We start from the raw sequence: 12581 nt of genomic DNA on the forward strand, positions 1-12581 counted from the left end.
GTTCTGCGCCCGGCCGATGGGTTACGAGCCGCGGCAGGCACCTCCCGAGGAGGAGATCGTCGACGGGCCGGGGGAAGCCGCCCCACGTACGGGCTCGCCATCGGGTGACGCCCCTGCCCGGTCAGGCTCCGGGCAATCCGGCTCCTGGTGACCCGGCTCCGCCCGGCCCGACTCCAGGGGGCCCGATTCCGGGTCGTCCGACTCCGGACCGCCGGATATCGGGCGACCGGATATCCCGCTCGGCCCGCTCTCTCCGCCCATGACCGGCGCTGCCTCACCCCCTACGGGACCCGCCATCGGCGCGCCACCCACCAGCGGCAACGGCTCCCCGGGCCGTAGCGCCGGATCGTCCACGGCGAAGGTCCGGACCCGCCCCGGCGCCGACCACGGCTGCTCGAAGCGCACCGTCACTCGCCCCACCCCGCTGCCCTGCACCCATCCGGCGCCGTACTCGTCATGGACGACGTCCAGCCCGGGATGCCAGCGCCGCGGCCGCGCCTCCTCCGGCTCCGCCCCGCCCCGCTCCTCGTCCCCCGCGGCCGCCCCCAGGGCCAGCTGAGCCGCTTCGACGGCCTCCCGCTCCGTGGCCAGCTGGGCGAACAGATCCTCCTGCGTGAAGTCGGCCAGCCCGCTCACCCCCACCCCCAGCAGCCGCACCCCGCCCGTGGTGTCCACCAGGCCCAGCAGGCGGATCACCGCCTCCCGCACCACCGCCGGGTCATCGGTGGGCCCGCGCAGCGTCTCCGACCGCGTCAGGGTCGAGAAGTCGTAGTTCCGTACCTTGATCACGACCGTGCGGCCGGAGCGACCGGCGGCTCGCAGCCGCTGCACGCACCGCTCCGCCAGCCGCACCAGCTCGTTGCGCACCCGGGTGCGGTCGGTGAGGTCGACCTCGAAGGTGTCCTCCACCGACACCGACTTCGCGTCCCGCTCGGCGACGACCGGCCGGTCGTCCCGGCCCAGCGCCATCGCGTACAGCCCCGCCCCGTGCGCCCTCCCCAGCAGCCGCACCAGCTCCGCCTCCCCCGCCTCGGCGGTCTCCGCGACGGTCGTGATCCCCGCCCGGCGCAGTGCCTCGGCCGTCGCCGGTCCGACACCCGGCAGGGTGCGGACGGTCATCGGTCCCAGCAGCTCCCGCTCGGTGCCCGGCTCGATGATCCGCAGACCGTCCGGCTTGGCCGCCTCCGATGCGATCTTGGCGAGCATCTTGGCCCCGGCCAGCCCCACCGAGCCCGTCAGCCCCGTGACAGCCCTGATGTCGCGCCGCAGCTGCTCGCCGACCGCGCGGGCGGCGGCGGAGTCGGCCGCGACGCCGCCCGCCTCCAGGTCGACGAACGCCTCGTCCAGACTCAACGGCTCGACCAGCGGCGACAGCCCGTGCAGCAGCTCCATGACGCTGTCGCTGACCTGCCGGTAGACGGAGAAGCGCGGACTGAGATAGGCGGCGTTGGGGCACAGCCTGCGTGCCTGAGCTGTCGGCATCGCCGACCGGACCCCGAAGACCCGTGCCTCGTACGACGCGGTCGAGACGACGCCGCGCGGCCCAATCCCGCCCACGACCACCGGCTTACCGCGCAGGCTGGGCTTGGCCGCCTGCTCGGCGGCCGCGAAGAACGCATCCATGTCGAGATGCAGAATCGTCGGCACACGTCTCACACGACCGATGCTGCCGCATACCACTGACAATCGGCCCCGAGCAGGGCCGGAACGTCCGGCGAAGGCCGCCCGGAGGCGGCCGGGGCTCAGCCCGCGCGGTTGCGCCGCCGGGCCAGCTCGTCGTGCGGGTTCTGCCCGACCAGGGTCTCGCCCGTGTCCACCCGCTCACCGTGCAGCTGGGACAACGTGCTCTCCACGTCCCGCCACACCACGCCGATGGCGATGCCGAAGACGCCCTGACCGCCCTGGAGGAGATCGACCACCTGATCCGGGGAGGTGCATTCATAGACCGTCGCGCCGTCGCTCATCAGCGTCATCCGCGTCAGATCGGCCAGGCCCCGGGAGCGCAGGTGCTGCACGGCGGTGCGGATGTTCTGGAGCGACACGCCCGTGTCCAGCAGCCGCTTGACGATCTTCAGAACGACGACGTCCCGGAAGCTGTAGAGCCGCTGGGTCCCCGAGCCGTACGCCGGGCGGACGCTCGGCTCCACCAGGCCGGTACGCGCCCAGTAGTCGAGCTGCCGGTAAGTGATGCCCGCGGCCGCACACGCGGTCGGTCCTCGGTAACCGATGACCGCCGTTCCACGCTCCGCCGACACCGCGGCGGCCTGTACCGGGGCACGGTCCGCCACCATGCCCGAAGGGAGCGGCAACGCCCCCTCCGCCGTACCGTCACCGGTGATTGCCACGCCGCCCTCCGTCCTCCACGTCCCGGACGGGACCTGCCATATCGACGGTATGCAGTCACTCGGGGTGCGTCAACGATCGCCGCGCTCGCCGCGCCGAGTGATAATCACCCCACGAGTGGTTTCTCGTACCCCGAGACGGGGAAGGCGTAGCTGGTTGGCCGAAAACGTCAGCTGATGGCCGGTTCCTTGCGGCGCCCACTAGAGCGCCGCCACCGGCCGCTGTCACTGGCTGTTGGTGCCGAAGTCCTCGGGTGAGATCTGGTCGAGGAACTCGCGGAACTTCTCCACCTCGTCCTCCTGCTCGTCCGGAATGGCGATGCCCGCGTCGTCCAGCACACCATCGGTGCCGAAGATCGGCGTACCGGTGCGCAGCGCCAGCGCTATCGCGTCGGACGGTCGTGCACTGACCTCCACCCCGCTGGCGAAGACCAGCTCGGCGTAGAACACCCCCTCACGCAGATCCGTGATGCGGACCTGCGTCAGCTCCTGGCCCACCGCTTCCAGCACATCCTTGAAAAGGTCGTGCGTCAGCGGCCTGGCAGGGACCATGCCCTGCTGGGCGAAGGCGATGGCGGTGGCCTCCCCCGGCCCGATCCAAATGGGCAGGTAACGATCGCCTCCCACCTCCCGCAGGAGCACGATCGGTTGGCTGGAAGGCATTTCCACCCGGACACCCACGACGTCGAGCTCGTTCACACAGCAACCCTAGGACGTGCCCGGCAGGTTTGGGTAGTCGGGCAGGTATTTGCTCACCGGAGATGGGCCTGCAGCGCGCTCTCGACGAGCGCGGCGTGCAGCCGCACGGAGAGGGTGGCCAGCTCCCTGGCCGTCGCCTCCGCATGCGCCCTGGTCTGCGGATTACGGTGCCGCCGCAGCGGCGCCACGACCTGTTCCACCAGGCCGGCCTCGCGCTCGGCGGCCGCCTTCACGGCCCGCAGATGACGCGGTTCGAGCCCGAAACCGCCGAGATCCGCGACGAGCCGGGCGATACCGACGGCCTCGCCGCCGTAGCTGCCCTCCGCATCGGCGGTGAGCAGGCCGTACGCCTCCCACTCGGCCAGCTCGGCCTCGTCCACCTCGGCGGCGGCGAGCAGCTCGGCACGGCCGATCCGGGCCGTCGCGGGCCGCTCCTCGCCCAACTCGGGGACGCCCTCCACCAGGTCCCTGGAGGGCGCCGGGGCGGGCAGCGGCACCTCCTCGCCGCGCTCCTGGGCATCGAGGTGCTCACGGATGACCTTCAGCGGGAGGTAGTGGTCCCGCTGCATCCGCAGCACGCTCGCGAGGCGCTGGACATCGGCGGTGGTGAATTTGCGGTACCCGGACGGCGTACGCGTCGGCTCGACGAGTCCCTCGGCCTCCAAGAAACGGATCTTGGAGATCGTGACCTCGGGGAACTCCTCGCGCAGCAGGCCGAGCACCGCGCCGATACTCACCGGCTTGCCGTCCGAGGAGGTGGTGCCGGACCAACCGGCACCACCTGTCGGTGTATGGCGCATATGCCTTCCCTGGCCGGTCAGATCCCCGCGCCCCGCTGGCTCGGGTAGAAGACCAGGCGGTACTTGCCGATCTGCACCTCGTCACCGCCGGCCAGAGCGACGGAGTCGATCCGCTCGCGGTTGACGTAGGTGCCGTTGAGGCTGCCGACGTCGGCGACAGTGAAGACACCGTCCTGACCGCGGCGGAACTCCACATGGCTGCGGGAGACCGTCACATCGTCGAGGAAGATGTCGCTCTGCGGATGCCGGCCCGCCGTCGTCAGCTCGCCGTCCAGCAGGAAGCGGCTGCCGGAGTTGGGCCCCCGGCGGACGATCAGCAGCGCGGATCCCAGCGGCAGCGCGTCGACCGCCGCCTGCGCCTCGGGCGACAGCGACGGGCTCAGGTTCTGCCCCGTGCTCTCCCCGTCGTACGCCTCGATACCGGAGATCGAGATCGTCGACGTCGTCTCGGACGGGCGCTCGGGCTGTGCGCCCGCACGCAACGGCGCGCCGCACTGCGAACAGAACTTGCCCACCTCGGCGTTCCGGTGACCACACCTCGGGCAGGTCGAGCCCGCCGCCCCTTCCGCGCCCGGCGCCGCAGAGCCCTGGGCACCTATGCGACCGGCACCGCACGGGTCACCAGCACCCGCCCCGGGACCACCCGCGACCTCATCGCGGAAGAGCGGACGGTCCGCTCCGGCGCCGCCCTCCTCGGGCTGACGCGGGGCGCGGTGCCGCGCCGTGCCGCTGTCGCCCTCCTGGCGTGCACTCTTGCCGAACAGCTTTCCAAACAACTTCACGGGCGATTCCCCTTGTACGAAACAGACCCGCCCGTGGGGCAGGACGAACCCTCGATGCACACACCGGCCGATCCGGACATCCTGTGAACGTCCGCGGCCTCCAGACAGTTTCCCTCACACGCCCCATACACGGTGCGTCGACCCCCCGCTACCTCATGCCCTTCCCGGGCCATCCCCATACGCGTCTCTCTCACTGCGATGACGACCGAGCGTAGTCAGGCCGCTTCGCCTCTCGCAAGGCGTCCACGATGATCTTCTGCTCACCCGTGACACCCACCGTGGCCTGCTCCTTTTCCAGAGTCTGCACCACACCACCGGGGATGTTGAGCGCCGGCTCCAGATCCTGCGGCTTCCCGATGACCTTGAAACGGTACGGCTGCGTGACCCTCTTGCCGTCGATCTCCACTCCGCCGCGGACATCCGAGAGGTAACTGTTCGCAACAATACGGACGTCGTCCACCTGAATCGCCTCGGCACCCGCGGCACGCAGCTCCTGGATCGTGTCGAGCAGCTTGTCCGCCTCCACGGAGTGCGTCGGGTCGTTGATGGTCAGGTTGATGCCGGGCCCCTGGGCCGCGACGGTCCCGGCCAGCACGCCCAGCTGCTGTTCCTTCTCCACGGTCTGCTTACGCGCCTCCTCGGCCTGGTCCGAGCTGTTCTCCAGCTCGGTCTTCTGCCCCTCCAGGCGCCGCTGTTCATCCGTCAACCGCTGCGAGCGGTTATCCAGTTCGTCCAGGATGCGTACCAGATCCTCCTGGCGCGCACCGCGTAGCGCGCTGCTGTCACTCGTGGAACGTACCTGAATCGCCAGTCCCAGGCCGAGAATGAACAGCAGCACCGCGACGATCAGTTGAGCACGGGTCAGCCGCGGCGGCCACAGACCGGCGCGCAGCCGCTGGCGACCGGTCATCGGCGGTTCCCCGCCGTCGCCGCCCTCCACCGCCCCGTCCGGCCGCCCACCCGCGCTGCTCCCGCCGCCCGAGGCACCCCCGGACGCGGCGCTTCCGTCCGCCGGATCGCGAGGACCGGCCTCACCGTCCCGACCGGCGTGTCCCGCACCGGCGTCCGGCCGCAGTCGGCTCTCGGGCGGCATCGGCCGCCGGTCCGCCGGCCGCCGCTCGGGCCGGTCCGCCGCCCGGCCCGCGACTTCCGCCTCCGGAAGCTCACGGCGTACAGGTGCCGCACCGTCATCGGGAAGCTCACGGCGCGCCGGAGCCCCGGCCTGCGGACGGCGCACGGGAGCCTCGGTCCGCGGACGGCGCGCGACCTCCCCACCGGGCTTCGACTCCGGAGCCGCGTCCCCCTCGGGGCGCGGCGTCCCGTCAGCGGCCGAACGTTCCGGCTCGGGTGTCTCGTCGTTCGCCATCCGCCTCACGCCCTGAAGATGTGCCGGCGGATCGCGGCGGCGTTGGAGAAGATCCGGATGCCGAGCACCACGACCACGCCCGTGGAGAGCTGGGCGCCGACGCCGAGCTTGTCCCCGAGGAACACGATCAGGGCGGCGACCACGACGTTCGACAGGAACGACACGACGAAGACCTTGTCGTCGAAGATGCCGTCCAGCATCGCGCGCAGGCCGCCGAACACGGCGTCCAGCGCGGCCACCACAGCAATCGGCAGGTAGGGCTCGACCACCGTCGGCACCACGGGCCGGACAACGAGCCCGACCACGACCCCCACGATGAGCCCCAATACGGCGATCACGATGTGCCCTTCCCTATATCGGCGCCGTCCGCCTTCGTGGCGCCGGTCTGCGGCTGTGCTGTGCGTACGATCACACTGGGCGCGGGCGGCAGGGTGACCTCACTCTCCACAGAAATCCTGGTGCGCACGCCGTAGTTCTCCTGCAACACGTGCAGATACCGGCCGTCGACGCTGTCCTGGAACGCGGTGCTGAGCCGCTGCCCGTCCCCCACCGCCAGCACCGTGTACGGCGGTACCAGCGGTTTGTTGTCGACCAGTATGGCGTCTCCCGCGGCTCTGATCGCCGAGAGGGACGTCAACCGCTGCCCGTTGACGGAGATCGCCTCCGCTCCGGACTGCCAGAGGCCGTTCACCACACGCTGCATGTCCCGGTCGCGTACCCGCCCGGTGTCGGAGAAGCCATTGCTCTCCCGGGGGCCGCCGCCGTTCCCGGACTCCGCGTCCTTGGCGTCGTCGATCACGAGCTTCACGCCGCGGCCGGTGACCTGCGTCGAACCGGCCAGCAGCGCCAGCAGCTCGGCCTTGTCCCCACCGTGGCGGCGCAGGGCCTGGCGCTGCATGGCGTCGACGGAGTCGCGCAGGGTGTCGACCCGGTGCTGCTGCGCGTCGGCCTCGTCGGAGCCCTTCTGGATACGGTTGATCAGCTCTTCGCGCTCTTTCGCGAGCGTCGGCGCGGATATCCTCGCCTGCGCGGCTCCCACCGTCACCACCACCGCGGCGAGCACCAGTCCGGCGGCGAGCCCCAACTTCGCCCGCAGCGTGCGCGGAAGGCCGCCGACACCCGCGGCGGCCTTCCGTTCGGCGGCCTCCGCGTATCCGTCGTCGAGGCTGTGATCCATCACATTGGTCAGCAGCGACATGGACGCGTCGGGGCGCGCGGCCGGTCTCCTGGTGGTGCTCCGATCGGGGCGCTGCTGCGACATGCCGCACATCGTCGCACGTCGCCCGCGCGGCCTCCCAATGGCCCCACCGGCGCGCCGGATCGCGGCACGCCGGCGGGGCGCAGGTCAGCGGCCCGCGCCGTCAACCACCGTTGACCATTCGTCCAACAGCCGGTCCGCGGAGGCTTCGTCGGGGCCCTCCGCCCACAGATGCGTGAGCGCCTCCGCGGGGTCGGGCAGAACGAGCGCCCACCGGCCGTCCGCCTCCACCACCCGCACGCCGTCGGTGGTGTCCACTGACCGGCCTCCGGCGGCCTCGACGACGTTCCGCATGACCAGGCCCTTGACGGCCCAGGGCGTCGCGACGTCCCGGCGCCGTACGTGCGCCCGCGGGATGCGCGCGTCGATCTGGCTGAGCGTGATCTGCGACCGCGCGATCAGCCCGAGCAGCCGCACGAACGCGGCGGAGCCGTCGAAGACGCTGCTGAACTCCGGGATGATGAAGCCGCCTCGGCCGTCGCCGCCGAAGACCGTGCCGTCCTCCCGCCCGACCCGCGTCAGATCGTCGGGCGACGTGGTCGTCCATTCGACCTGTGTGCCGTGGTACGCGGCGACCTGCTCGGCGATGCGGGTCGTCGTCACGGGCAGCGCCACCCGGCCACTGCGGCGCTCCGCGGCAATCAGATCGAGCATCACCAGCAGCGCACGGTCGTCCTCGATGATCCGGCCCTGCTCGTCCACCAGCGACAGGCGCTCGCCGACCGGGTCGAAGCGCACCCCGAACGCCGCCCGCGCCGACGCGACGATCTCGCCAAGGCGGACGAGTCCCTTGCGCCGGGCCTCGCCCGTCTCGGTCGGCCGCGCCTCGTTCAGGCCGGGATTGATCGTGAGGGCGTCCACGCCGAGGCGGCCCAACAGGCTCGGCAGAACCAGCCCTGCGCTGCCGTTGGACGCGTCGACGACGACCTTCAGCCCGGATTCCGCGAGACCTTCGGTGTCAACGGCCCGCAGCAGCGATCCGGTGTACGAATCGAAAACGCTGGACGGGAACCGCAGATCACCGATTTCGCCGGGAAAGGCGCGGCGGTATTCCTGACGGGCGTAGACGCGGTCGAGTTTCCGCTGCCCGGCCTGGGAAAGGTCGGCGCCACGTGCGTCGAAGAACATGATGTCGACGGAGTCGGGAACGCCGGGTGTCGTACGGACCATGATGCCGCCGGCACTGCCCCGTGCGGTCTGCTGGCGAGCGACCGGCAGCGGCACGTTCTCCAGGTCCCGTACGTCTATGGCGCTGGCCTGGAGCGCAGAGATCACGGCGCGTTTGAGCGCGCGGGCGCCTCGGGAATGGTCGCGTGCCGTGGTGACCGTGGCGCCTTTCTTGAGCGTGGTCGCATAGGCTCCGGCGAGCCGTACGGCCAGCTCCGGCGTGATTTCCACGTTGAGGATCCCGGAGACCCCCCGGGCGCCGAACAGATGCGCCTGCCCCTTCGACTCCCAGATCACCGACGTGTTGACGAAGGCACCGGCCTCGATCGTCTTGAACGGGTAGACCCGCACATTGCCCTGGACGATCGATTCCTCGCCGACGAGGCATTCGTCGCCGATGACCGCACCGTCCTCGATCCGGGCGGCGCTCATGATGTCGGTGTTCTTCCCGACGACACAGCCGCGGAGGTTGGTCCGGGGCCCGATGAAGACGTTGTCGTGCACGACGGCCTTATGGAGGAACGCGCCGCTCTTCACCACGACATTGGAGCCGATGACCGTGTGTTCGCGGATCTCCACATCCGCTTCGACCTTGGCGTAGTCCCCGATGTACAGCGGACCACGCAGTATGGCGTCGGGATGGACATCGGCACCTTCGGCCACCCATACGCCGGGCGAGATCTCGAAGCCGTCGATTTCGACGTCGACCTTGCCGTCCAGGACGTCGGCCTGAGCTTTCACATAGCTTTCGTGGGTGCCGACGTCCTCCCAGTAGCCCTCCGCAACATAGCCGTAGATCGGCTTGCCTTCCTTCATCAGCTGGGGGAAGACGTCGCCGGACCAGTCGACGGAGACATCGGGCTGGACGTAGTCGAAGACCTCGGGCTCCATGACGTAGATACCCGTGTTGACAGTGTCCGAGAAGACCTGGCCCCAGGTGGGCTTTTCCAGGAAGCGTTCGACCTTGCCCGCCTCGTCGACGATGGTGATGCCGAATTCGAGGGGGTTGGGAACCCTCGTCAGACAGACGGTGACGAGGGCGCCCTTCTCCTTGTGGAAGCGGATGAGGTCGGTGAGGTCGAAGTCGGTGAGGGCGTCACCGGAAATCACGAGGAACGCATCGTCCCGCAGGGCCTCTTCGGCGTTCTTCACGCTGCCCGCGGTGCCGAGGGGTTTTTCCTCATTGGCATAGGTCAGTTCCATGCCCAGCTCTTCGCCATCTCCGAAGTAGTTCCGGACGAGTGAGGCGAGGAATTGCACGGTTACCACGGTCTCGGTGAGACCGTGCCGCTTCAGCAGCCGCAGTACATGCTCCATGATCGGCCTATTGGCCACGGGGAGCAGGGGTTTGGGCATGCTGGACGTCATGGGGCGAAGGCGTGTGCCTTCGCCACCGGCCATCACAACGGCCTTCATGTCGGAAGCGTCCTCCTCTAGAGACGACGGTCTTGCCGACTTCACCCGTCTGGATCGCCCACTGTTCTCACGTACGGGCGCCAGAGTGGCACTGGTATTGCCTGTTCGGCGAGCTCAGTCGGCTGTGGCGTCCGCCCTGATGATCCTGCGGACCTGAACCACGTAGAGGATTCCTGCCCACCAGTAGAGCGCCGTACCCCATCCGGCGAAAGCCCATCCGAAAACAGCAGCGAGGGTATGAAGCCAGCCACTTCCCTCACTGAGAAGGAGCAACGGGAAGGCGTACATGAGGTTGAACGTTGCGGCCTTGCCGAGGAAGTTCACCTGGGGCGGACCGTATCCGTGCCGACCGAGGAATCCGACGGCGATCAGCAGCATGAGTTCCCGCGCCACCAACGCCGCGGTGAGCCACAGTGGCAGGATCTCCCGCCAGGTGAGTCCCACGAGAGTGGAAAGGATGTACAGGCGGTCCGCGGCCGGGTCGAGGAGGCGTCCCAGGCTGCTGATCTGGTTCCAGCGGCGGGCAAGTTTGCCGTCGAGATAGTCGCTGACTCCGCTCAGGGCCAGCACGAGCAGCGCCCAACTATCGGCCTTGGGGCCGCCGAATTCCGGCCACAGAATCAACCACAGGAACACCGGCACGCCGACCAGGCGCGCCATGCTCAGAATGTTCGGGATGGTGAGGACGCGATCCGTCTGGACCCGCGTCTCCTGGACCTCCACGCGGGGGCCTCCTGTGGGAAATGTGCCGACAATGCCCCCTGACCCTACCTGCCGCCCCGAGCGGTTCGCTCCTGGGGTCTGCAAGGTCGCCCATGAAACGCAAAAATGCTCCGGTTCCCGGAAACCACTAACTGGTTTCCGGGGACCGGAGCTCAAAAATTGTTCGGCGGCGTCCTACTCTCCCACAGAGTCCCCTCTGCAGTACCATCGGCGCTGAAAGGCTTAGCTTCCGGGTTCGGAATGTAACCGGGCGTTTCCCTAACGCAATGACCACCGAAACACTATGAAGTTGACCAACCCGGCATCAACACAGGTCGTTACTTCAGAACCTACACAGTGGACGCGAGCAACTGAGGACAAGCCCTCGGCCTATTAGTACCAGTCAACTCCACCGGTTGCCCGGCTTCCATATCTGGCCTATCAACCCAGTCGTCTACTGGGAGCCTTAACCTCTCAAGGAGGTGGGAGTACTCATCTCGAAGCAGGCTTCCCGCTTAGATGCTTTCAGCGGTTATCCTTTCCGAACGTAGCCAACCAGCCATGCCCTTGGCAGGACAACTGGCACACCAGAGGTTCGTCCGTCCCGGTCCTCTCGTACTAGGGACAGCCCTTCTCAATACTCCTACGCGCACAGCGGATAGGGACCGAACTGTCTCACGACGTTCTAAACCCAGCTCGCGTACCGCTTTAATGGGCGAACAGCCCAACCCTTGGGACCGACTCCAGCCCCAGGATGCGACGAGCCGACATCGAGGTGCCAAACCATCCCGTCGATATGGACTCTTGGGGAAGATCAGCCTGTTATCCCCGGGGTACCTTTTATCCGTTGAGCGACGGCGCTTCCACAAGCCACCGCCGGATCACTAGTCCCTACTTTCGTACCTGCTCGACCCGTCAGTCTCACAGTCAAGCTCCCTTGTGCACTTACACTCAACACCTGATTGCCAACCAGGCTGAGGGAACCTTTGGGCGCCTCCGTTACTCTTTAGGAGGCAACCGCCCCAGTTAAACTACCCACCAGACACTGTCCCTGATCCGGATCACGGACCCAGGTTAGACATCCAGCACGACCAGAGTGGTATTTCAACAACGACTCCACAACCACTGGCGTGATCGCTTCACAGTCTCCCACCTATCCTACACAAGCCGAACCGAACACCAATATCAAGCTATAGTAAAGGTCCCGGGGTCTTTCCGTCCTGCTGCGCGAAACGAGCATCTTTACTCGTAGTGCAATTTCACCGGGCCTATGGTTGAGACAGTCGAGAAGTCGTTACGCCATTCGTGCAGGTCGGAACTTACCCGACAAGGAATTTCGCTACCTTAGGATGGTTATAGTTACCACCGCCGTTTACTGGCGCTTAAGTTCTCAGCTTCGCCATGACGAATCATGACTAACCGGTCCCCTTAACGTTCCAGCACCGGGCAGGCGTCAGTCCGTATACATCGCCTTACGGCTTCGCACGGACCTGTGTTTTTAGTAAACAGTCGCTTCTCGCTGGTCTCTGCGGCCACCACCAGCTCACCGAGTAAATCGGATCACCAGCAATGGCCCCCCTTCTCCCGAAGTTACGGGGGCATTTTGCCGAGTTCCTTAACCATAGTTCACCCGAACGCCTCGGTATTCTCTACCTGACCACCTGAGTCGGTTTAGGGTACGGGCCGCCATGAAACTCGCTAGAGGCTTTTCTCGACAGCATAGGATCATCCACTTCGCCACAATCGGCTCGGCATCAGGTCTCACCCTTAACGTGTGACGGATTTGCCTACCACACGGGCTACACCCTTACCCCGGGACAACCACCGCCCGGGCTGGACTACCTTCCTGCGTCACCCCATCACTCACCTACTACCACCTTGGATCAGCGGCTCCACCACTCCCCTCAACTCCGAAGAGATCAGGGCGGCTTCACGGCCTTAGCATCAGAGGGCTCGATGTTTGACGCTTCACAACGGGTACCGGAATATCAACCGGTTGTCCATCGACTACGCCTGTCGGCCTCGCCTTAGGTCCCGACTTACCCTGGG

General features: G+C 67.6%; 10 protein-coding genes and 2 rRNA genes (1 of these 12 cut by a window edge). All 12 read right to left on the minus strand.

The genetic code is table 11. The features are described from left to right. Window positions 1-21: 21 nt before the first annotated feature. Window positions 22-1656, minus strand: coding sequence for a DNA polymerase IV (locus tag OG422_RS02620; protein ID WP_405739192.1), 1635 nt, complete (start codon window positions 1654-1656; stop codon window positions 22-24). 86 nt (window positions 1657-1742) lie between these two features. Next, a complete protein-coding gene (locus OG422_RS02625; RefSeq protein ID WP_143943253.1) occupies window positions 1743-2345 on the minus strand; it encodes a MerR family transcriptional regulator in 603 nt (200 codons plus the stop codon). 222 nt (window positions 2346-2567) lie between these two features. Continuing rightward, the gene (locus OG422_RS02630) at window positions 2568-3041 is read right to left on the minus strand and encodes a bifunctional nuclease family protein (RefSeq protein WP_006606439.1); all 474 of its coding nucleotides are present in this window, start codon (window positions 3039-3041) and stop codon (window positions 2568-2570) included. A gap of 53 nt (window positions 3042-3094) precedes the next feature. After that, window positions 3095-3841 carry a MerR family transcriptional regulator gene (locus OG422_RS02635; protein WP_405739196.1) on the minus strand — a complete coding sequence of 249 codons (747 nt, stop codon included), beginning with the start codon at window positions 3839-3841 and terminating at the stop codon, window positions 3095-3097. Window positions 3842-3858: 17 nt separating this feature from the next. Then, entirely contained in the window at window positions 3859-4683 is an 825-nt protein-coding gene (locus OG422_RS02640; protein WP_405739199.1) for an FHA domain-containing protein, read from the minus strand. A 130-nt stretch (window positions 4684-4813) separates the two neighbouring features. Next, window positions 4814-5716 (minus strand): DUF881 domain-containing protein, encoded by a 903-nt coding sequence (locus OG422_RS02645; RefSeq protein WP_405739202.1) that lies wholly within the window; start codon window positions 5714-5716, stop codon window positions 4814-4816. A gap of 278 nt (window positions 5717-5994) precedes the next feature. Beyond that, window positions 5995-6327, minus strand: coding sequence for a small basic family protein (locus tag OG422_RS02650; protein ID WP_030282870.1), 333 nt, complete (start codon window positions 6325-6327; stop codon window positions 5995-5997). Further along, window positions 6324-7259 (minus strand): DUF881 domain-containing protein, encoded by a 936-nt coding sequence (locus OG422_RS02655; RefSeq protein WP_185994097.1) that lies wholly within the window; start codon window positions 7257-7259, stop codon window positions 6324-6326. The genes OG422_RS02650 and OG422_RS02655 overlap by 4 nt, the downstream gene beginning before the upstream one ends. Window positions 7260-7334: 75 nt before the next feature. Further along, window positions 7335-9830, minus strand: a complete 2496-nt coding sequence (locus OG422_RS02660) for a sugar phosphate nucleotidyltransferase (RefSeq protein ID WP_405739207.1) — start codon at window positions 9828-9830, stop codon at window positions 7335-7337. Window positions 9831-9944: 114 nt separating this feature from the next. Continuing rightward, window positions 9945-10553, minus strand: coding sequence for a CDP-alcohol phosphatidyltransferase family protein (locus tag OG422_RS02665; protein ID WP_143943248.1), 609 nt, complete (start codon window positions 10551-10553; stop codon window positions 9945-9947). A 161-nt stretch (window positions 10554-10714) separates the two neighbouring features. Next, window positions 10715-10831 (minus strand): 5S ribosomal RNA (rrf, locus tag OG422_RS02670). Window positions 10832-10905: 74 nt separating this feature from the next. Next, window positions 10906-12581 (minus strand): 23S ribosomal RNA (locus OG422_RS02675); it runs 1445 nt beyond the window's last position.

This window comes from Streptomyces sp. NBC_01525 (assembly GCF_045040405.1).
Taxonomy (GTDB): Bacteria; Actinomycetota; Actinomycetes; order Streptomycetales; family Streptomycetaceae; genus Streptomyces; species Streptomyces benahoarensis.

Coding starts and splice junctions, on each gene's coding strand:
- OG422_RS02635 (WP_405739196.1), bottom strand. CDS start 3,841: ATGCGCCATACACCGACAGGTGGTGCCGGTTGGTCCGGCACCACCTCC.
- OG422_RS02645 (WP_405739202.1), bottom strand. CDS start 5,716: ATGCCGCCCGAGAGCCGACTGCGGCCGGACGCCGGTGCGGGACACGCC.
- OG422_RS02655 (WP_185994097.1), bottom strand. CDS start 7,259: ATGTGCGGCATGTCGCAGCAGCGCCCCGATCGGAGCACCACCAGGAGA.
- OG422_RS02660 (WP_405739207.1), bottom strand. CDS start 9,830: ATGAAGGCCGTTGTGATGGCCGGTGGCGAAGGCACACGCCTTCGCCCC.